The organism is Sulfitobacter sp. DSM 110093 (genome assembly GCF_022788715.1).
Lineage (GTDB): Bacteria > Pseudomonadota > Alphaproteobacteria > Rhodobacterales > Rhodobacteraceae > Sulfitobacter.
Window position 1 is genome coordinate 1 of the sequence record NZ_CP085171.1, and the last position, 21,520, is coordinate 21,520.

The 21,520-nt window shown below is 52.6% G+C and carries 20 protein-coding genes; 10 read left to right on the forward strand and 10 right to left on the reverse strand.

Going from position 1 to position 21,520, the window contains the following annotated elements; genetic code table 11:
* From DSM110093_RS20730 to DSM110093_RS20750, 5 genes are all read left to right on the forward strand, one after another.
* A complete protein-coding gene (locus DSM110093_RS20730) occupies positions 1–1,050 on the forward strand; it encodes a replication initiator protein A (RefSeq protein WP_243268541.1) in 1,050 nt (349 codons plus the stop codon).
* A 114-nt stretch (positions 1,051–1,164) separates the two neighbouring features.
* A complete protein-coding gene (locus tag DSM110093_RS20735; RefSeq protein WP_243268543.1) occupies positions 1,165–1,818 on the forward strand; it encodes a ParA family protein in 654 nt (217 codons plus the stop codon).
* Complete coding sequence (locus DSM110093_RS20740; protein ID WP_243268546.1) at positions 1,818–2,066, forward strand: hypothetical protein; 249 nt, start codon at positions 1,818–1,820, stop codon at positions 2,064–2,066. The genes DSM110093_RS20735 and DSM110093_RS20740 overlap by 1 nt, the downstream gene beginning before the upstream one ends.
* 47 nt (positions 2,067–2,113) lie before the next feature.
* The gene (locus DSM110093_RS20745) at positions 2,114–3,766 is read left to right on the forward strand and encodes a DUF262 domain-containing protein (RefSeq protein WP_243268548.1); all 1,653 of its coding nucleotides are present in this window, start codon (positions 2,114–2,116) and stop codon (positions 3,764–3,766) included.
* A 21-nt stretch (positions 3,767–3,787) separates the two neighbouring features.
* Positions 3,788–4,321 (forward strand): hypothetical protein, encoded by a 534-nt coding sequence (locus DSM110093_RS20750; protein ID WP_243268549.1) that lies wholly within the window; start codon positions 3,788–3,790, stop codon positions 4,319–4,321.
* A 90-nt stretch (positions 4,322–4,411) separates the two neighbouring features.
* Here the strand turns inward: DSM110093_RS20750 and DSM110093_RS20755 are convergent, their stop codons facing one another.
* From DSM110093_RS20755 to DSM110093_RS20780, 6 genes are all read right to left on the reverse strand, one after another.
* A complete protein-coding gene (locus tag DSM110093_RS20755) occupies positions 4,412–4,783 on the reverse strand; it encodes a hypothetical protein (protein WP_243268551.1) in 372 nt (123 codons plus the stop codon).
* 8 nt (positions 4,784–4,791) lie between these two features.
* Positions 4,792–5,193, reverse strand: a complete 402-nt coding sequence (locus DSM110093_RS20760; RefSeq protein WP_243268552.1) for a hypothetical protein — start codon at positions 5,191–5,193, stop codon at positions 4,792–4,794.
* A 16-nt stretch (positions 5,194–5,209) separates the two neighbouring features.
* The gene (locus DSM110093_RS20765) at positions 5,210–6,163 is read right to left on the reverse strand and encodes a relaxase/mobilization nuclease domain-containing protein (RefSeq protein ID WP_243268554.1); all 954 of its coding nucleotides are present in this window, start codon (positions 6,161–6,163) and stop codon (positions 5,210–5,212) included.
* 121 nt (positions 6,164–6,284) lie between these two features.
* The gene (gene mobC, locus DSM110093_RS20770) at positions 6,285–6,605 is read right to left on the reverse strand and encodes a plasmid mobilization relaxosome protein MobC (RefSeq protein ID WP_243268556.1); all 321 of its coding nucleotides are present in this window, start codon (positions 6,603–6,605) and stop codon (positions 6,285–6,287) included.
* A gap of 621 nt (positions 6,606–7,226) precedes the next feature.
* The gene (locus DSM110093_RS20775; RefSeq protein WP_243268558.1) at positions 7,227–7,607 is read right to left on the reverse strand and encodes a histidine kinase; all 381 of its coding nucleotides are present in this window, start codon (positions 7,605–7,607) and stop codon (positions 7,227–7,229) included.
* Between the two features lie 52 nt (positions 7,608–7,659).
* A complete protein-coding gene (locus DSM110093_RS20780) occupies positions 7,660–8,322 on the reverse strand; it encodes a hypothetical protein (protein WP_243268560.1) in 663 nt (220 codons plus the stop codon).
* A 165-nt stretch (positions 8,323–8,487) separates the two neighbouring features.
* Here DSM110093_RS20780 and DSM110093_RS20785 point away from each other — a divergent pair, with 165 nt between their 5' ends.
* From DSM110093_RS20785 to DSM110093_RS20805, 5 genes are all read left to right on the forward strand, one after another.
* Complete coding sequence (locus DSM110093_RS20785; protein ID WP_243268563.1) at positions 8,488–8,895, forward strand: DUF669 domain-containing protein; 408 nt, start codon at positions 8,488–8,490, stop codon at positions 8,893–8,895.
* A 75-nt stretch (positions 8,896–8,970) separates the two neighbouring features.
* Positions 8,971–9,357, forward strand: a complete 387-nt coding sequence (locus DSM110093_RS20790) for a hypothetical protein (RefSeq protein ID WP_243268565.1) — start codon at positions 8,971–8,973, stop codon at positions 9,355–9,357.
* Entirely contained in the window at positions 9,357–10,331 is a 975-nt protein-coding gene (locus DSM110093_RS20795) for a PriCT-2 domain-containing protein (protein WP_243268567.1), read from the forward strand. Before DSM110093_RS20790 ends, DSM110093_RS20795 begins: the two co-directional genes overlap by 1 nt.
* Positions 10,332–10,335: 4 nt before the next feature.
* A complete protein-coding gene (locus DSM110093_RS20800; protein WP_243268570.1) occupies positions 10,336–11,940 on the forward strand; it encodes a DUF3987 domain-containing protein in 1,605 nt (534 codons plus the stop codon).
* A 379-nt stretch (positions 11,941–12,319) separates the two neighbouring features.
* Positions 12,320–13,426, forward strand: coding sequence for an ankyrin repeat domain-containing protein (locus DSM110093_RS20805; protein ID WP_243268530.1), 1,107 nt, complete (start codon positions 12,320–12,322; stop codon positions 13,424–13,426).
* Positions 13,427–13,759: 333 nt separating this feature from the next.
* Here the strand turns inward: DSM110093_RS20805 and DSM110093_RS20810 are convergent, their stop codons facing one another.
* From DSM110093_RS20810 to DSM110093_RS20825, 4 genes are all read right to left on the reverse strand, one after another.
* The gene (locus DSM110093_RS20810) at positions 13,760–14,305 is read right to left on the reverse strand and encodes a recombinase family protein (protein ID WP_243268532.1); all 546 of its coding nucleotides are present in this window, start codon (positions 14,303–14,305) and stop codon (positions 13,760–13,762) included.
* An 80-nt stretch (positions 14,306–14,385) separates the two neighbouring features.
* Entirely contained in the window at positions 14,386–14,961 is a 576-nt protein-coding gene (locus DSM110093_RS20815; RefSeq protein ID WP_243268534.1) for a hypothetical protein, read from the reverse strand.
* A 1-nt stretch (position 14,962) separates the two neighbouring features.
* A complete protein-coding gene (locus DSM110093_RS20820; RefSeq protein WP_243268536.1) occupies positions 14,963–15,922 on the reverse strand; it encodes a hypothetical protein in 960 nt (319 codons plus the stop codon).
* Between the two features lie 18 nt (positions 15,923–15,940).
* On the reverse strand, positions 15,941–20,842 hold the full coding sequence (locus tag DSM110093_RS20825) for a type ISP restriction/modification enzyme (RefSeq protein WP_243268538.1): 4,902 nt from the start codon (positions 20,840–20,842) through the stop codon (positions 15,941–15,943).
* Positions 20,843–21,520 lie beyond the last annotated feature (678 nt).

The window sequence follows — 21,520 nt, forward strand, 5'->3', positions numbered from 1 at the left end:
ATGACGAATGAAAGCGCTGTGCTCCCTGCCCGCTCGCCGCTCCTGCCAGATCGACATCCGCAGCGCGATCTGTTTGTCTGTGACATCTTGGACGCGGTGCCAAAAGCCGACATGGCCTCGATGGAACATCCTGTATTCTCGCTTTCAACCAAGCCAGACATGCGCACCCGCCGCTATGAGCGCGGCGATAACTGGATTCAGATCGCCCCCTCCCGCCAGGGGCTCGCAACCGTGCATGATCGGGACATTCTGATCTACTGCATCAGCCAATGTATCGGCGCGCTTAATGAAGGCCGTAAGGTGAGCCGCCATGTGCGCTTCAAAGCGCATGACTTGCTGGTTGCGACCAACCGTCAAACTTCTGGGCGCGGCTATGACCTCCTACGCGATGCCCTGCGCCGCCTCAAAGGCACCGAGATCGAGACAAGCATCCGCCAAGGGGGCAAAGAACACTTGAGCGCCTTCGGGCTTATCAGCGCCTTTGAGATTGTCCGCGAGACACGCGGCGGACGCATGCTCGATGTCGAGATTACGCTTGCTGATTGGGTGTTCGATGCGATCGAGAACAACAATGTTCTAACCCTCAACAGGCAGTATTTCTTCCTGCGAAAGCCTCTTGAGCGTCGCCTCTATGAGATCGCGCGCAAGCATTGCGGGGCGCAACCCGTATGGAAAATCGGCCTTGAGCTCTTGCGCGACAAATGCGGTTCCAGCTCGACGGTGAAGGAATTTCGCCGTTTGCTTGGCAAAATCATCGACGATGATGGCCAGCATGATCACATGCCCGACTATAACTTCTTAATCGAAGAGGACGTTGTGATCGTTCGGCCGAAGAAGGGAACGCATCAGAGCGCCCTACCCTTGCCGCTCTCATCCTTGCGCCTTGCGCCCGACACGTATGAAGATGCCCGCCGTCTCGCCCCTGGCTGGGACATGCACCACCTTGAGGACGAATGGCGCGCGTGGGTGCTTGAAAAAGCGATCTCCGTCAAAGACCCCGACAAGCACTTCCTCGCCTTTTGCAAAAAACGCGGAGCGTATAAGCGCTAAGTATGCTTGCATGCAATGCGGCTTTGTGGAAAAGCCGCAAACATGCTTGGCGCGATTAAGGCAAGCGTGCTAGAATGAGGAAAAATAACGATTTGGCAGATCGGAGCAGCAGATATGACCTACATTATTGGGATGGTGTCCCAAAAAGGCGGGGTTGGCAAATCCACCCTCGCCCGCATGATGGCGCGAGAATTTGTCGCCGGTGGCCTCACCACTAAGATCGCAGACCTCGACACACAACAACAGACTTGCACCAATTGGGCAGGACGGCGCGCCGAAGGCGGTGTCACTCCAGAGCTTCAGGTGCAGAGCTTTGCGACGGTAAAGACCGCGCTTGCCGAAGCCCCGCGCTTCGATGCGTTGATCCTCGACGGCAAACCAAACGCTTCGGATCAAACCACTGAGATTGCGCAGGCAGCCGATCTAGTTGTGATTCCAACGGGGCAAACCGTTGACGATCTGCACCCTGGCGTCGTGCTCGCACATGCGTTGCGTAAGAAAGGGATCTCGCCCGAGAAGATCGCCTTTGCCATGTTTAAGACAACTGGTAGCGAGCGAGAAAACGCTGCTGCGCGGCAATATCTCAACGACGCGGGCTATTTGGTCCTTGAAGGTGAAGTAGGCGTCTCTACGGCCTATGGCTCAGCCTCAGACGCAGGCAAAGCGATTACCGAAACCTCATTCCGCACCCTGAACGAGCGCGCCTCTAAGCTAGCGCAAAGCGTGATCGACAGGATGGCAGAGCTTCAAGAAAGGCAGGTCGCGTAATGGCCACGAATATCGCAAAACTCAAAAGCACCAAAGGCGCACCACCGGCGGCCGATGTCGCGCCTGATGTGATCACCGAAGACACACGCAACGAGAAAGAGCCTCTCAAGCCGATTCAAGTTCGCGTGCCTGTCACGGTGTTCGAAGAATTTAGTGAACAAGCCGGCAGGGAGTATGGCTTCAGCCATGGGGCGAAGAAGAAGCTCTTCCTGAAAATGTGGAAAGCCTACAAGGCGCAAAACATGTAATCATGCTTGCATGCAATTATTTTTATTTTCTTTAAGGTACGATTGGCATGGAATTACCCCAACCAACTCACAAGAATTACACCACACTAATTAGCAACATCGAGAACGGCGAGATCAAAATCCCTCAATTTCAGAGGGATTTTGTGTGGACTCTTCAACGTTCTGCAGAACTACTCGATAGTGTGGTCAAAGGGTATCCAATCGGCACCTTCATCTTCTGGCTAACACGGGAGCGCCTGCGCAGTGTGAAGGAGCTCGGCAACGCCAAGCTGCCCCCAGCCAAGAAAGGAGAGACAGTCTCCTTCGTACTGGATGGGCAGCAAAGGCTTACAAGCCTTTTCGCAGCAATGAAGGGGTTGAAGATTGTGCGCGAAAGCGGACAACAAACGGATTTTTCTGAAATCTACATCGACCTTAATGCCGGTGAGTCGGATACAATCGTTACGATTGACATAACTGAGCTGCCGGAAAACACGTTCATTCGCCTCACCGATCTTCTCTATGGGAGCTTGACGACGCTTGCAGCCTTTCCTCAAGAACACCACGCTAAGCTTGATGAGTACAAGCGCCGGATCGAAGCCTATGATTTCTCAATCATTGAAGTGCGGAATGTCCCAATCGACGTGGCAACCGAGATTTTCACGCGGATAAATGTCGGTGGGAAGCCCCTGACAGTATTCGAGATCATGGTGGCCAAGACCTATGATGAAAAGCAGGGCTTCGATCTTTCAGAGAAATACTCGGAGCTGATCGAACGTCTTGCTCCTATCGACTACGAAACAATCTCAGATCAAACGATCCTTCAGCTCATAGCCCTGATCATGAAAAAGGATTGCAAGCGACAGACGATCTTGAAGCTTGAGAAGGATGCTTTCATCAAGGCCTGGCCAGCTGCCATTGATAGCGTCGAGAAGGCGATTGAATATTTCCGCAATGTCATGCGGATTCCTGTGTCTCAAATGTTGCCGTATCTGACCTTGATCGTGCCCTTCGCCTACTTCTTCTATCACAACGGCAACAAAAAACCGTCCCCTGATCAGAAGGCCGAACTCGAAGATTTCTTCTGGCGTTGTTCTCTCGGTGGTCGCTATTCGTCGTCCGTCGAGAGCAAACTTGCACAGGACGTCCATCGCATTGAGTTTATCGTGAACGGGAGATCACCGGAATACGATTGGGGTATCGACATTTCCCCCGAATTTTTGGTGGAGAATGGTTGGTTCAACGCAGGTCGAAGCTTCACCAAAGCGATCTTATGCATCATGGCTTACCAACAACCTTTGTCATTTAATGACAATGGGATCGTCAATATCAGCAACTACTGGCTGAAGCAGGCCAACAGTAAGAACTATCATCATTTTTTCCCCCGCGCTTTTCTTAGAAGGGCAGGGGTTTCTGAAGCCGAGGCCAACAACATCGTCAACATCACTATCGTAGATGACTACCTGAACAAGCGGGATATAGGTGCAAAGGCGCCCTCCAAATACATGAAGAAGTTTCAGGATAGTAACGCAGATATATCGAGCACGATGAAAACTCATCTGATCGGAGACTTAGATGAATTCGGTATCTTGGACGATGATTATGCAACCTTCACTCGTAAGAGAGCGAAAGCGATTAGTAAGCAGCTTAAAAAGCGCATTATACAGCGTCGCGCCGATGATTTTGGGCAAGCCCATAACATGTATGACGCCGCCGAATAACATGCATGCATGAATGCAAGCATGTCTATCATAACGCTTCACTCGCCGTCTGATGTCCACGATGCGCTACAAAGTATCCGGCAAAGCGCCATACGTGCGCAAAAGGCGCTCGCAGCACTTCCGCGCTCGCCCCTCGAAGCGATGGAAGCCCTAAAGTTTGAGCCAATGGGGTCGCACCCCTTGGAAGACCGGCCGTTGAATATCATTGAGCAAGTGAACCAGACATTCACGTATCTTGCTGCGGTGAAGGCAGCTGGTCTGTTAATGCAATGGCATCCAGAAGCGGAAGGGTTCAGGCTAGCACCTGGAGCGCACGCGCCAAAAGGGACGCTTGATGTGGAAAGCCTCGTGCCCGGGATTGTCGGTGCCGAGACGTTTGCTGCCGTGCGCCCCGAGAACAATCGCAAGCTCGCCAATGATTTGGCAAAATTGGTTAACCGCGCTGAGCACCATCGCTACGTATTTTTTATATCACCCGTGTTTCCCAGAACGGAACGTTTGCCAGGAAAAGAGAGGGACGGTGTGAAGGTCTATTCAATAGCACTAGGTGTGTAATGCATGCAAAGCGTCTTTCATGCATTAATGTATACTCTGGAGTTTGCGGCTTCTGACTAATTACGCGCGCAAGCAACATTGTCAGCACAGTTAGAACTGAGGACCACGCTGCATTGCTGCCTCCAACGGGTTTTGTACATGCCATTCAACTGCCCCATCATCATCCTCAAAAGCGCTGTATAAAACATCCACTGACTGAAAAGGCGGGGAGGCAGGCAATCCAGCCACTGTCACGGCGCGGACCAGAGAATGGGAAAGTGTCTTTGCGCGCGCAACGGGATGTTTTTCTGGATCGGCAATATCAGCCAACAGGCGAGAGTCTGCAGTGACACCATAGCATGTGGCATGAGCCAGCCAGGCAGCGGCATTTCCTGTCACCAAACGATCGAGAGGAGAAGCTGATGTGTCAGCTGCAAAGCTGCGTAGCCGAAGAAAAGCTGAGAGGGCGTGATCATGAGACATTTTCGACCTCACAACACGCGCAGAGCGGCAAAAACACCGACAAAACCACCAGACACACCCGCAATGAAGCAGGATGCCGTGAAAGCCACCGCAACGCGGCGGCCCATTTGCGTCATGTACCTGATTTCGTCGATCAAAGGCGCTGTCGCCGCTGACACGCGACCCACATGCGTGTTCAAATCGGCATTGAGATGGACTGTGACACCTTTGTCGATTTGGGCCTTCAGCGCCTGTAGGATGCGCTTGATAGCTTTATCTTGCTCTTCAATGCGCTTCGTCGCACCGCCCATGGCCTCAACGATTTTTACCAACACATCGTGTTGATCATGCGCGTTGTGCAAAAAGCGCCGAAGGTCGTGCAGGAGCATCTCGTTCGGTTCTGCTGGTGGGGCTTCGTCGGGCTGGGTCATGGCGTTCACTCTCCGTTTAACGCATTCGTGGAAGTCGGTTTAGGGGCGAAGGGGCGTTGCGCGTCAAACGACGCCGATGCCTGGGACGTGAGGTCAAAACGGACTTTTTACGGTTAGCGGCGGCCACGCCACCCAACGCATACGCTAGGTCTCCGATAAGCTGTTGCATCGCTCGATTGGCAGTCTTCGCACCCCTATTAATTTTCTCTTGCTTGAATGCAGTTGGCGCTATTTGGGACGAAGGAGACAGCCTTCCATTCAGCTTTGCCAACGTGACGCGTCGATCAATTTTCCCGGCAGCGATCTTTTCGCCATTGGGACCACACAACAGCGCGCCGGCTTTTTGGCCAGACCGCCGCTTGATCTCTATCTTCCAGCCCTCAGTTTCCAGCCCTGCGTGGAGGTCACGCCAGGTACGTGCCTCGAGCAGAAGATCACGTACTGTGGCTGGCACGTGCGTTTGACGCGAGTCCATGCGCTTTGCATGTCCAGACATGCGAAACCCATCTGGACTTGGCGCATGGCGGCCCAACACAGGGGCCCATCCGCGATCACCCTCAATCTTGCGGAGAACCGCTTCTAGCTTTGCGTAACTGTGCGCGTCATGAGTGGTACGCCCATCTGCGCCGACACGATTGACCGCGATGTGCATATGCGTGTGAGCTTTATCTTGGTGCCGAACGACAATCGCTTGGTGATGCTCAAGTCCAAGACTCTTCAGGGCCTCAACAGCATCTGCGCGCATCTGCGCCTCAGTGGGTTTTTCATCTGGTCCGTAAGAGAGGCTGCAATGGAAAACCGGTTTCCGGACACGTTTGCTCAAGGCAGCTCCCAGTGCCATTTCACCAGCGACTTCTACTGGGTTACCCGAAGACAGGTTATGCAGATCGAGGACTTCCCCCCGATCATCCCGCATCAGATAGCCAATCAATCCATGAAAATTCGACCCCTTTGTAATCTTCCCGATCATTTCCGCTGCCTATTCTTTCGAGTGGACATGGCGATCACCGCCCGAAATACCATGCGACTGAAGAAGAATACGAAAGCAGCTGACGCAAGCGCGACAGCACGCACAACTTTAACATCCCGCGTCATACTTCAACCGCTTTCTCTATGACCTTCACCTGCTCGTGGACCCTCTTGAGCACACCACCCAAAGCCTTCATTTGATCTGCCGTTAGAAACCCAGTCCTGTTGCTTACACGAGCGAGCTGATTGAGATTACTGCCGGTCCGATTGAGCGCAGCGATCGCCTCCAACTCAATTTTTGTCCGTCGCTTGGGTAACGGAAATCCGAGGACAGCTGCGCGAACAACACCAGCCATAGACACGCCATATGCGTCCGACCGCGCGGCCAACGCAGCATATTCCGTATCTGATAATGTGATTTTTAGTTGTTTTGTGCGTCGCATATTTTTTCCCGGAGCCCTTAGGCGACGCTTTTGACCTCGCTTTGAGGTCAAAAGCATTGCTTGCTAAATCTCTAACACTAATATAGTTATTACCGTAATATCTTACAATGATTTCTTTTGCCGCTTTTAGTCTCTCTGTCTATGTTGGCCTCTTTTTACTGTTTTTCGGCAGTCATCGTGCGCGAGGATGAGAATTTTCCGGAAAATCTCTTGGGCATGGTTACGCGGAGAACGTTTGTGCCCGCGTACTTCATCACCCTTCGGGATGCGACCGACAGGAAGACATTTTGGCACGAAGTCTGGCATGTAAGGGTTATGAATTATGCGCGACTTGATAATCATAAAGATGCCGTAGCTGGCCTACGTAAAACGTGTCGCAACCTGGCAGAGACCGACATCGGATTGCGGGAGCTGCTTCATGGTTTTTATGACAGTACACCGACAATCGATGCGTCAGACGAGCCCGTGATCTGGATTATGGAGCGCCCAATTCTCCAATCCCATTTATCCCCATCACATCGTAAATATATGCGTCGGTTACAGCGTCCTGCTTGTTTAGACTGGGGCAGATTTTGGATGCACTATGCAATCTTGGCAGGCGTTGTACTTCAGGTTGGTTGATCACTCGAACAGATCGCCGACGGACACTTGGAGCTGGTAACGTTCAACAATGTCCCTAGCACGGTCCGTGATCTGCCCCTTAGCTTGCGGATCAAGTGCGAAAGTTTCACGGACACGGCTCAAATAAATTAAATCCTCTGCGACATAAGGCAAGTTATGCCGGGAGATGATTTCAGCAATTTCGATCGCAGACAGATGGGGGCCGCCAGTTACCGCTTCGATTAATCGAGCATGATCCACAAGCGCAGCCACCTGCTCTTTGAACCGCCCCTCATCCGAGGCAAGTATCCAGACAGTGCGTGAGACGATGCCCAGGGCGCGCCGTTTGGCTGCTCTTTGCCTTTGGTAAACCTTAAGCTCTTCATTGCGCGTGCGATCCATTACGACACCACCGTATATTCAAATGAATCTCAACATTGACCCATTCTGGCTTTCAAACCACTTTAGCTTTTTCCATAGCTTCCTTGGTTTTTTCGAGTTTATTTTGAAGGTAGCTACGTGATCTACCCTGCAAATCCATCAAATCAGCAGCGGTCTGAGCAAGAAGATCTTCATCATAGCTCTCATATATTCTTTCAACGACGATTGGTTCCATGAGTTCGTTAAAAGATTTCGCCAGCCTTTCACTGTCGGCCGTAGGCCTCTCAATATATGGTGAGAACGAGAATCCGGGAACAAATAAGAACGGCGTAAGCCCCGCAAGGAAGGCTTCGACAGAAGCAATCTCCGCAGCAAGACGTTCATCGACCTCGTCATCACTTAGACCTTCATTTTCCTTCCGGATGTCGGTTCGCCCCCTCAGAATGTCGTAAAAACTTGTAATCAAAATAGTACAATTGTTCCCGATAGATTTAGAACTCAATACCGGCCTATTCACCAAATCGGACTCGAAGAGTTCGGTTTTCTCAGTGTAAGGTTTCATTCCGAAGGTTACGGTGTTGTCCGAATTTTGAAAAACGAACTCGTAGAAGGGTAATAGTTGCTCCCGCTTCTGGCACAAGAAATTAGTTTTGGCCTTGTTGTATGGACTATCCTGCCAGTCTCCATATCGCTTGCGTGTAGCTGTATAGACAACAAGCGGTAGAAAAAGTCCCATTCATAAATCCTTTGTATAACAACGACAATCCGCAGCCCCACCTTTAAGTACGGGGTGACCCTGACCACAAGGTCGACCTGACCTAATCTACCCCCAACATGACCCCTTCGCCACATTGAGCGCACAGCAACGACGCTGTGGTTCAACTGGCGAAAGGAAATTTCGATGCCCAAAATGTCGACGACGTTCAATGCGAAGGCCGCTCAGGAGCGTGTTTTGGTTCCTGAGGGCACCTTCGCCGCAACAATCCTGTCTACGGATGTCCGTGCAGGCGGCAACTCAGCCGACGAAGAAATTGTGGTTGTGCAGTTTTCAGTTTTCGATGGGTCGTCAGAGGATGGCCGCACGGTGTTTGAGTGGTTCCGCCTGAACAGCCCCTCTACCGCCGTCCGCGAAATCGCTGAGAAGAACTTTGTTCAGCTTCTTGATGCCGTGGGCATCGACGAATTGGACGATACCGATGAGCTGCACGGCAAAGAACTGACTGTCCGTGTCACGATTCAGACATCGAACGGCTACCCACCCCGTAACCGGTACGCATTCGCACCCATCGTAGCGCCAAAAGCCACGTAAGTCCGACACCGCTTGGGTGTGAGCAACACCTGTTGATCACACCCAGCCCCCACAAAATTCTGATGGAGTAAGACAATGATTGTCATCTCGAATGAGCGACAGCTTATTAAGAACACGTCCTTTTGGGATTCGAAGTACGCGCTTAACGGCAATTTCATGGTCAGCGGGAACGCTGGAGCTTGGCGGCTGCTGATCCCTGATGCACTGAAATCAATCCTGCCAGAGTGCGCAACAGCCAAATGGGTTGAGTTCCACAGACTCCCCTCATGCTCAGATGTAGATTGGCGGATCGTTTTTGAAGACAAGTCATCGGCACCGTTCTGCCTTGTGACAGCCTCGTCGGCCTTTACTCCCATTCCTGAGCTGACACGAACGAAAAGAAAGCTGTTGATCTACACGCGTGAAGGTCTCCAGCAAACGCATCAAGTTCGCCGTGTAGTCAAGAAGGGCGGGGCTTTTTAATGACTTGGATGACGAAAATGGGAGGTACCCTTATTGATGGAGGGTTTTACATCCTGCCTCTACATCCCGGGGAAAAATTTCCTGGAGTGTACAGCTTCGGTCAGTGGCACCCGATGCGGAACTGGGGGCGCTACGCTGAGCGCATGCCATCGCCACTTGAACTGCATCACTGGGCTCAATGGCCAGGAGCTGGAATCGGCATTGTTGGCGGTAATGTCGTCGCCATCGATATTGATGTTTTGGATGCTGATGTCGCTTACGAAATCGACCGTCATTGCCAAGAAAAGCTGGGAGACACGCCAGCTCTGCGGATTGGACAAGAGCCAAAGCGGTTGCGTGTTTATCGCACTAAATCCCCGTTTCGGGGAAACTCGTTCGGCTCTCTCGAAGTCTTATGTGATGGCCGACAGTTTGTCGCCTATGGCATCCATCCACGGACAAAACAGCCTTATACATGGCCGGATGAAAGTCTGGCTGACCTCGATGTCTCTGATCTGCCAGTCGCTGAGTCTGAAGCCGTCGCCGACTTTGTAGCCAGTGCTGCGCTGAAATGGCCGGATTTCGTCCAGTCACGGCCGCTACCGATGATGCGGGGCAAAGAGGACCGCAGAACCGTGCGCTCGCCAAGCGGATCGCAAAGAGGAACACCAGCGGCCGTCCGTGCCGCGCTCGAATACATCCCAAACACAGACCTGCACTACGATGACTGGATCAGGATCGGATTGGCGGTCAAAGGCGCCTTGGGTGAGGATGGCTGGGTCCTTTTTGATGAATGGTCCGGTCAGTCTCAAAAGTACGACCAGCAAACCACTGCAGGGAAATGGTTAGGGCTGAACCCAACGATAATTGGAGCGGGGGCCATCTACCGTCTCGCCCGACAGAACGGTTGGACCCCTCCTGCCTCTCTTCAACTCGATGGTGACGCTTCAGACCGGCGACGCCGCCTCAACAAGTTTCAAACCCAAAAAGGATAATATCGTGAGTACACAAGACTATTCCATCTCAGACATCCCATTGCCCGACTTCGATGAAGATGAGGCCTTTGCCTGCGCTTCCATTGAAAGCAACGTTGTGCCTCTGCGCGGCTCGAAGGAATTGCCTGACCAACAGCTTGCGAGCGAAGACGTTGATCCTGTTGATCTCTTCGGGCGCTTCCCCACACCTGATGTTCCCTGGCATTTGCTGCCAGAAGTGATCCGCGATTTTGCTGAAGTGCGTTCACGTGAAATCGGCTGTGATCCTGCCGGGGTGGTCCTGTCGGTGCTTACGGCATGCGCAGCAGCGGTGCCTGATCATATTAAGGTAAAGGTACAAGCACATAACGAAAAATGGAAGGAAGCCGCGCGGCTTTGGACCGTTCTCATTGGCGCACCGTCTACCAAGAAAACACCAATGTTGAACGCTGCAACGGAAGTCTTGCGCGAGCTTGACCAAGAGATGTTCATGGAGTGGCGTGCTGAAAAGGCAGCCTATAATGCGCTTCCGAAGGACGCGCGCCCAGGGCCGCCGCCGCCCCTTCGCCGCCTGGTAATCGAAGACACGACGATCGAGGCAGCCCAAGGCATCCTCGCGGGATCGCCATGGGGGGTGATTGTGCTGCAAGATGAATTGGCTGGTTTTTTTGGAGCCATGGAAAAGTACAGTGGGGGGGGCTCCGCACATGATCGGACAATCTGGTTGCGGGCTTACAACGGTGGGCCATACGTCATTAACCGCAAGAAAACCGAAGACGATGGTGGTGTACTTGTTCCCAACCTATCGGTCAGCATGCTCGGTGGCATTCAGCCAGACGTGATTAAGCGTCTTACCCAACAATCAATGGATGACGGCATGACACAGCGCTTCTTGCCCATCCTGTTGAAACCGGCGACCGTTGGGCTTGATGAACCAATGCCCGACGTAACCACACCGTTCGAAGAGCGGGTCCGCACATTGCGCGCAATGGAGACAGAAACGCTATTTTCGTTTGATGCTGATGCGCAGAACATCGTGCGTGAAGTGCAAGCCTTCCACAGTAAGCTTCAAGCGATCGAGCTGGTATACAAGCAGCTGGCAACTCACATCGGCAAATACGATGGGCTCTTCGCACGACTGTGTCTGCTATGGCATTGCATTGAGCACCCAGACCTCGAGAATGCGCCCGCGCAGATCAGTGCCGATATTGCACGCCGGGTTCAGGAGTTTCTGCACGGGTTCCTTTTGAAACACGCCTTCGCATTCTATGCGGGCACACTCGATACACCAGAGGAGTATGATCGTCTTCGTGCGCTGGCCACGTATATTCTGGCTCATGAAAAGACTATGGTCAAAAATCGGGACGTACAGTCCAGCGTTCGCAGCTGCCGGGGGTTGAAAGAGCGTGATATCCGTCCGCTGTTCGAACAGCTCGCCTCCCTCGGCTGGTTGCACCGCATGGAGAGCATGCGCGCAGGATCCCCACCTCACTGGCTCGTCAACCCGCGCGTACACACACTGTTCAAAGAAAAAGCCCAGGACGAAATGCGTCGTCGGGAAGAAGTCAAAGCAATCATTGCCGAGGCGTCGGACATGCGCCGCGCAGAGCGGGCGAGCGAAAACTGCTGACAATGTTGCTTGCGCGCGCAGTGCGTTTGTATGGGTGGGAGGGTTAGGCCAGAGATGAGAGCCGGAGAAGCCCCGTTCTTGACGGGGCCTTGCCTTCCTCCGCCGAAGACTTCGAATATCGAAGGCGGAGGAAGGCAAGGTTTCTATCGCCAGAGCGGCTTTAGTTTGTAGCTTCTCTGCGAAGGTTGAGTAGCCTCTTCCATTGAACTTCCCCTGGGAACTTAGCCTCCCAGTAGCTCCACCCATTAAGGCTGGTCTTCTTTCCGTCCTTTGTGAGCGCTATATTACTCGCATAAGACAAAGATTGATGACTAAAATTTGCTGGAAGTTGTATTCGGGTTCTGTACCTTGGGTTCTATAAAGATAGTGAAGGTACAGAGTGAAAAATCATATTTTTTCGATGGTAGTATTATCGTTTGGAATATCTGAAATGGCTTCAGCGGCTACCAGCGTTGACTGCGCGGATCGCCACAGTCTTAGCAAGCTCGAGTCTTTCTGGAGGATGACTAATGCGGGAGAGGTGACGCGCTGTGTTGAGCCCGATGACTTCGCCCACGGAACCTCTCCCGACCACAGATCTCCGATACATGATGCGGTGATGTTCGCCGATGATGCTGAAGTTCTGAAAGCACTGCTGAAGATGGACGGCGCCAACCCCAATGCTCGATTGAATAATGGGGAAACGCCTCTCCATGTTTTGACTTCTAGCCAACTGTCAGATGCCCGTCGTGCGGACTTATTTGGTATTCTGATGGAAAACGGAGCAAATATTAATGCGCGCGATCTGAACGGCATGACGCCTCTGTTGACCGCAGCTAAGAATGGCGATCCAGCCATGGTAAGGAAATTGATTGAAAATGGGGCCGACCTCGACGCGAAGAACCTTGATGACGAAGGCGTTCTCGTTCTGGCCTTGAGGAGCGGTCGACTTGGAGTGGCGCTTGCTCTGGTGGAAGCCGGACGAAGCGTTGATAGCGAACCATTCACGCTGATGGCAGCCTTGGAGTCCGGCGAAGCAGACGTCGCTCGCTTTGTAATTGAAAATAAGGAAGTTATTGAGCGTCGTACAAACAGCACCATTACAGTTGCTCATGTCATTGCCAAACATGGTACCGGCGACGCCATGCGGGCCCTCAAAGAGCGTGGAGCACGCCTAAACATAGGTTTCCAGACTGAGCGCCCTATACACTGGGCGGCTTACCATAACGACGATCCTGAGATCATTCAGGTGATCGTTAATCAGGCTGGCCTTAATCAGGTGGATGTGACCAATAGAATGGGACTGACCCCCATCATGCTGGCGATCCTAAACAACCCTAATCCTGAGGTCGCACAGCTTCTTGCTGATCTCGGTGCTGATTTGAGCATGAAGACCAAAGGGGGGCAGACGATATATGACCTCCTGATGGAGCGTGAAAAGAATCCAAAATTCAATAGCTTGAAGTCAACAAAGCTATACTGGGACATCCATGAGGGACGTTTTTAAAGGCAATGATTCAATCTCGAAAGCAGGAAGCTTCGCTACACGCATGACCCGCGAGCACGAGAGTAGCCATGCGATCTACATGGTCGCCCCTGCCACAATCCGGGCCTTCAGATCCAATAGCCATTTCAGCTTGCCCTCTGATCACCGTGGCACAGTTGTCAGAAACTCGCTTCTAGCTCCCATTGAGAAACTCCCTCAAATCAATGAAGGGCTTCAATAGCAGAACAAACCTCAGGGCGGGAGAATGGGGGTAATGCACCGCTTACAAGAAGCCTGCCCCGCAAATTGGACACGAAGAAGCTATTCTAAAATCAGGGATCAGCGGCGCTGAAGTTATTTGATGCGTGAAACCGTGGAGCGGGATACCCCAAGAATGCGGGCAATCTCGGCGTTGTCTTTTCCCTCAAGGCGCATCTTTAAAACTACATCACGCTGATATTGTGAGAGTTTGGGGGGTCTGCCCAACCTGCGCCCTGCCTGTCTGGCACGAGCGCGGCCCTCGGCAGTGCGCTCAGCAATCAAAGACCGCTCGAATTCTGCAAGACCACCCAAGACAGTGAGAATGAGTTTACCGGTGGGCGTGGTGGTGTCTGCCCATGAGTCTGACAGCGCCTTCAACTTCGCGCCCTTGGTTTCGATCTCGTGGACGATATCCAAAAGATCGCGCGTTGATCTGGCCAACCGATCGAGGCGCGTGACCACTAGCACACCCCCTTCGGAGAGGGTTGCCAAGGCTTTCCTCAGTTCCGGCCGATCGCTCCGCGCGCCGCTCATCGTCTCTTTGAACACAGGAACACACCCCGCCATACTAAGCTGTTCAAGCTGAGCATCGAGGGTTTGGCCAGAAGTAGAAACGCGAGCGTAGCCAATCGAATTCATGCAGGCATTATGAACGCGATTTTCGCACGCTCCAAGAGATTGATTTCATTGGGTCAAGAATCGCGTGCATAAGTCCTGATTTATGCACGGTGCATGCGTTCAACTAGATAATGCAGCCCCAAGAGGGTCACGACAAGCAAACTAGAGATAATCCACACATAGAGCCCCCACGCAGCTCGTCCTGCAACGCTCATAGCATTTTGCGCCCAAAGCGCTGTCGGTTGGGTCACCGTCAAATGGACTTGCAGCACGCCAAAGATATAGAGGATAATCGCCAACGTGGCGCAGTATCCGAAAATGATCGCCAGGAAGCGCCTTCTGGTCAACGTCTCCTTGATTTCGTTGCCTTTTCGAATAGTGCTGAGGGTTGGCGCACGCCCCTTCATCACTTGATCCAAGTTCTCGTTCGAGAAGCTCGAAACCGCTGCCAGTGCTGCAATGTAGAACCCGACCAAGATACCCATCAAGGCGTTCACATCTCCGATCAGTTTACCCTTGTCGAAGGCTAGGAACTGATCTCCCCAGATTTGGAAGCCACCGAAAGCCACCACGAAAAAGACCGTCGGATAAATCCACTGATACCAAAAAATGTCAGGGCTTCGTAGCCGCAAGAACGACAATACCGTGAATACTTTGGTGTGTTTCTGAAGAGCCATGCTAGACGCCTACATTGTTGGCGACTTCGAGCATCTTCTGAATCATGTCCTGACGAAACGCCTCGTAGCGCTGTGTTAAAGGCGGATCAAAGTCACTGACGATTTCATTCTGCACAAATGCCTGTTCGAGAATTTCATCCCCGTTGTGATGCACCTCGGTTCGTTTGATCTGGCCATTGTCAGCTTTGATCCTCACGAAAATCTGGGTGTCATCAGCCCCACCTCTGAACACTCCCAGAAAGCCACCAATGCGCCCGAAGATCGTGCGCGCTTGGTCTTCCGTGACACGTTTCTTCACTTCCCACCTGGCCTCGTGGACAACCTCTTCAACGATCGGATCTTCATCGAGTCCGTCTTCGTGGTTTGCCTCGTGGCTAATAAATTCGACGTCTTGAAGGGTGCCAGTCCGCAAGGCTTCACGGATCGTTCTGGATTGGTGACCATCAATTTCAAAGACAGGACGAAAGCGCTTGGGATTGCCATCGTCGTCCTGCACTTCCTTCTCATAGAGTGCGTTCTTGCAGATCCAAGTCAAATGATCCTTCACTGAAGACAGGTAAATGCCTGGAACCTTCTCGATCATAATCAGATGTCTTCCATGCGGATCAGCCGCCTTTCGAATCATGATGTGAGCGGCGTAATGCCCGCCCTCGTCTTCGTCCTTCTCGATGTCGCGTGTCTCTAACGTCTCGAAATGTAAAAACGAAACACCCGAAACATTCTTGTCACCGACCTGCAAAATAAGGCGATAATAGTGGTCGTCTTCCGCTAGGTCAGCGCACCACATGAGCCGCGAATTCTTAGAGTATGGCCGATGCACATCATCGCGGGCGATGCGGTCGTTAAGCGCGGCAATCAAATCTCCGATCACAAAATCCGGTGCAAAATGCGGGGCGTTGGCGCGATTTCTGATTGCCAGTTTCCCGACTGCGATCCACCGATAATTTGAGGGTAATGCCATTCAATAATCCTTTGCCGTTCAATCAATATCCAACTTAGGAAGCCCTCGAACGATTTTCATCGTCTCAAGGCTTACCGTGATCACCCTCTGGAACAGCTCAAGCGGATAGGCGGGGTTGCCCATGGTCTCGATCGCGTAGCGGTTGGCGTCGTTGGTGATGCCGCTCTTCTTGTCAGTTTTCACGACCTGGCGCTCCATTACCCATTCGAGGGCAGGCTTGCCGTTCACCACGTAGTCATAGGCTTCGAGCGGTATGCCCTGCATGGTGATGTTGGCGTTGTAGATCACCGTGCTCTTGTCCTTCTCGCGCGCGTTGCCACCAAACTTCATTTTGGTCACGCGGTAAAAGGCTTCGGGGTCTTTGATCACCGCCGTGCGCAAATCGCCCTGCTTGATCGTGACGGGATAGGGGTCGACGCCCTCATAGTTCACATGCATCTCGCCCAAAGCGCGACCCGCACGGCTGAACGCCCAGAAATCCTCCGCCTTCTTCACACAAGGAATGCGGGGCAGTTCCTTGGTGAGATTGTCGGCGTAGCGGCTGCGGTAGTCCTCGGAATGCAGAAGGCCATAGACATAGTAAAACAGGTCTTCCTTAGTGATCTCTTCGCCTGGATAGGCAGCCATGAAGTGCGCGAGGCCAGCATCGGTGATGGCATCGCGCGACCGATAGCCATCGAATGTTTCGGTGTTTGCAAAAAGGCCGTCTGCTTCTGTAGCCTCTTCAAAAACCTTAAGAGGGAAGCACTGGCCGTTGTCGTGGTGCTGAATATCTGGAAGCTTTTCTGTCATAAGGACGGAAAACCCCGACCGAGCGCCTGATCCACTTGTATGAATTACTCTGTTTTTAACGCTTCCGTTGGGAAATATCCTCGGCATCTGGTAGACCATCTCGTTCAAACGCCGACCATAATACATCCACTGGCGTGAAAACGGTCGGTATTGAGAGATAACAATTTCCCCGTCAGAAAAATCTAACGGTTTTTCTTTCTTCAAATCTCCCTTGAGGGCACGAGTCCAGCTGATCCTTTCTGGGTCAGTGTCAATGAAGTCATCGACACTCCCATCAAATCCTGAAGAGCGTTTTCGGCGAAGCTCGGAATTATAAAAATCGATATGTTCTTTTATATTCTTTTCAAGCTTCTGTTTTCCAAAATTGTAGCACCATGCATCGCGGTTCGTTACCACACCTAGAGAAAAGTTTTCAAATACCTTCTCTACGGATTTATCCTTCTTCTCCCCAATCCGAATGAAAGCATCAAAGCTGGTATCACGTTGGTTTAGCCAATCACCATGATCATCTGGGACAACTTCCTTCCAGGATTCTCCAATTCCCTGTAAGCTTCCCAAGCTTGATATGGCTGCGAGCTTTTCTCTCTCTTGCAAGTTGTCACCGATATCAAAGACCTTAATCTCTCCAGTCTTTTCGGCATCTGGGTTCTTTACGAAAACACTGATCGCAACCCCCGTCATGCTGCCAGAGCCAAAGACATTACCGCCTTCACCTGCCCGCCCCTTACTGAGCATATTCTTGCGAATGTCGCCTCGAAGATGGAAAACGTAGAGGTTGGAAAACTCTTCTGCGAGGCACTTTCGCATTCCATCCGCAAAGCCTCGTTCGATCCATCCACTCCCTGAGACGTAGGCCATGACACCGCCTGCCTTACCAATGCGATCGCTGCCCCAACGTATTGCGCGGATATAGCTGTCATATAGATTTCGTTGAAGCGTGGCCTTAGACCGTGCAGCGTATGTACTGCGAATTTTCTCATCGAGACCAGGGTAGGAGACGTTTGCCGCGTTGTCGTTTTCGCTGCGCTGTCCGGTCGAATAAGGCGGGTTGCCAACAATCACTCGGATATCTGTTGCTTTCTGACGCTTCCGGCGCTCCGAGTTGTCGGGCATGTAGTGCGAGATCAGATCGTCACTCTCGTACATCTGGAAAGTGTCCGTGAGACAGATGCCTTCGAACGGCACATAGCCCCCGCCTTGAAGGCCGTGATACACCGCCTCGATGTTGATCGCCGCGATGTAGTAAGCCAGCAAAACGATCTCGTTGGCGTGGATTTCATTGCGGAATTTGTGCTCAAGTTCTTCGGGCGCGATCAAGCCAGACTGCAAAAGCCGCGTAATGAAGGTGCCGGTGCCGGTGAAGGGGTCAATGATGTGGACACCTTCGGAGCCAAGGGTCTGCCCAAATTCCTGCTGCAATACCTCGTTCACAGAGTGGATGATGAAATCCACGATCTCGACGGGTGTGTAGACGATGCCAAGCTTTTCGGTCGTGCGCGGGAAAGCGTTACGGAAGAACTTGTCGTAGAGCTCCACGATCAGCTTTTGCTTGGCCGAAGGATCGGTGATGCCCTGGGCGCGAAGCTTCACGCTCGCGTAGAACTTTTCGAGGTCTTTTGATTCCTTGTCGAGGTTAGCCTCGTTGAGAACGTCCAGCACGCGCTGCATGGCGCGCGAGACGGGGTTTTCACTGGTGAACTGGTGACCCTCAAAGAGCACTTGGAAAACGGGGCGCGTGATGATGTGCTGCGCCAGCATCTCGATCGCATCGGCCTCGGTGATCGTGTCATTCAGATCATCACGCAGCTCGTCAAGGAAATCGTCAAAGGATTTGCGGGCGGGTGTGTCAGGGTCTTTCAAGATGCCTGTCAGGCGCGTGATGTGGTTCTTGGCAATGTCGGCAATGTTGCTTGCCCAATCTTCCCAATAGTCCCGCGTCCCGCATTTCTTGACAATTTTGGCCATGATGGCGCGTGAGAACTCATCGACCGAGAAGACCATTTCGGTCTGCTCGGGGCCGGTCGCAACGGGGTCACGCCCTGGCGTGCCGATATTCGATCGGGCGGCTGCGGCCTTGGTTGGCAGGTCCTCGACCACGGCCGTCACAGCCTTCAGCTCGTCGCTGTCGATCTCTGGCGCGGCGGTGATGCCGATGATCTCGATCTGGCCGCTCACGTCCTGGCCAAGGGATGCCTTGTTGATCGTCGCATCAAAGCGATCGTCATGGGCACGAAGGGCATTCAGGATTTGCCAGACAACACGGAATTTCTCGTTGTCGGCAAGCGCCTGCTCGGGCGGCACACCTGCGGGCACGCCCACGGGCAGGATCACATAGCCCATTTTCTTGGTGTCGGTCTTGCGCATGACGCGGCCAACCGATTGCACGACGTCGATCTGGCTCTTGCGCGGGTGCAAGAACATGATCGCATCAAGGGCGGGCACGTCCACGCCTTCAGAGAGGCAACGGGCATTGGTAAGAATACGGCATGTGTGATCGCCTGCGTCGGCCTTAAGCCAATCAAGAAGCCTGCCGCGTTCCTTGGAATTGAAAGTGCCGTCCACATGCTCGATCTCGCAGCGGAGTTGGTCATCGTCTTCCTCGATGTCATCAAGGATCGGATCATCACCAAGGAATTCATCGACCACGGCCGCAAATTCGTCGCGGATCAGCTTTGAGCTGCGGATATCTTTGCAGAACGCCAAGGCGCGGCGCATCGGGTGCGGATCGGCGGCAACATCTGCTTTCATATCGGTCTTGGTCAGCGCTTTATAGCATCCGACAATCTTGGTCGCATCATCGAGGACAAGCTCGCTTGCGCTGTCCGCAAGGCGCTTTTGAACGCCGGTGCTGATGAGCCCCTCGTCCATCGCCAGAACGATCACCTTGTAGTCGGTGAGCAAATTGTTCTGCACTGCCCACGAGAAACCACGATAAAAGAGGGTTTTTCCAAAGAGGCCTTCGTCGTCCATCGAGGCGAGTACAGCGTCGGCGTCGTCAGCCTTGGCTTTGACGTTATCGCCAAAAATGCGCGGCGTAGCGGTCATGTAGAGCCGCTTCTTGCCCTGGATCACGTCATTGTCGTGAACCTTCACGAAGTTGGATTCATCGCCGCCTGCGAGGGTTGCGCCGGTCGTGCGGTGTGCTTCGTCACAGACGATCAGATCGAATTCAGGAAAGTCGTGCTGCTTCTGGGCATCGGCGATCACCTGAATGGATTGGTAGGTCGCAAATACCACTGTCATCTTGTCAGGGGCAGGATGATTAACGCCTTCTGCAAGCTTTGCCGCATCGGTGCTGGCCGGAAAAGCAAGATCGAGGATGTCGATCTCGGCCACGTCATTGTTGTTCGCGCGGCGCTTGCCAACTTGGGTGTCAGAGCACACCGCAAATGATCGGAGCGGTGTTTCGGTGTCGCCCGTCCATTCGCGCACGGTTTGCGCCATGAGTGCGAGGGAAGGCACAAGAAACAGTACAAGCTTGCCCTGCCCCGCCAGGTCTTCGGCAATCTTCAAGCTGGTGAAGGTCTTACCGGTGCCACAGGCCATGATCATCTTGCCTCGATCGGCTTCGGTCAAACCCGCGCGCACTTCACGCAATGCTTCCTTCTGGTGCGTCCTAAGCGTCTTCTTATCAGCTAGGACAACCTCGCCATCGGCGGAGAAGGTTTCCCAAAGGATCGGGCTTTCCTGAAGATCGTTGAGTCCGATGCGGATGGTCGGGATCGCCTGCCCTCGGATCATCGTTTCGGCATTTTCGCTCCATGTGCGCTCAGTGGTGTCGATGATCACACGGCGCTTAAAAGGCTCTTTTCCTGAAGCGGATATAAAACTGTCGATATCCTCTTTGCGGATGCGATAAGCGGCGTCATAGAATTTGCACTGAATGGCGGCGTAACCGTCTTCGTCCTTGAGCTTTGCTATAAGGTCGATGCCTGTGTCTCGGCCGTCCCAGCCTTGCTCAATTGCCCATGCGGCATAGGGCTTCACATCTTCATATTGTTCGACCTGCACGGGATCGTGGGTCAGGTAGGCAATAGATAAGCGTTCAAAATACGTGCCTTTGTCCCGTTCGGTGCGCGCGGCTTCTCGATATGAATTCAAAAGGTCTTGGAGAGAATTAGTCGTCATTTAAGGCTACCCGTCCCGTCGATTATTTGCGCGTGAAAGCGCTTTATTTCTTTTCGCACAGCTTCCAGTTGCCAGGAAGGAAATTCCCTAAACAATCGAGAGGCTTTTGATTTTGCATGCTTGCATGCAAAATGCCTTGAATGATTGGTTACGCGTGAAGCCCGTTATTTGGTGTTAGCGAAAAAGACACACCCTCGCGCTACTTAAGACGGGCAACCATGGCCAGCAGGTTATCTGCCCGCGGGTTTCCCTTGGTACTGAGCATGGGCATCAGGCTCTTGGGGTCTTTTTGTGGTGGGAGGGCGCGGGTTCGCCCCATAATGGCGAAGGGTGGATATAAGTTATCAGCCGATTAGGCCGATGCCTTTCGAAGTAGCTTGAAGAACTGTGAGAGAGTTAAATAGAGTTAATATAGAGTTACGGGATTCGGGCCGGTCGATAACTGTTTGAAAAGATATGGTGAATCGGGCTTATTTTTCAAAATCGGTGTGTGAAGTGACGAAAGACGGTGTGTGAAATGACGAATCTTGGTGTGTAAAGTGACGAAGGAATTGTAAATTTATCCACAGGCTGAGAGCGTGTGTGAAGTGACGAATCTTGACGCCTGGTGTGTGAAATGACGATAGTAACGCAAGGTGTGTGAAGTGACGAATCTATAGCAATAATAGGGTGTGTGAA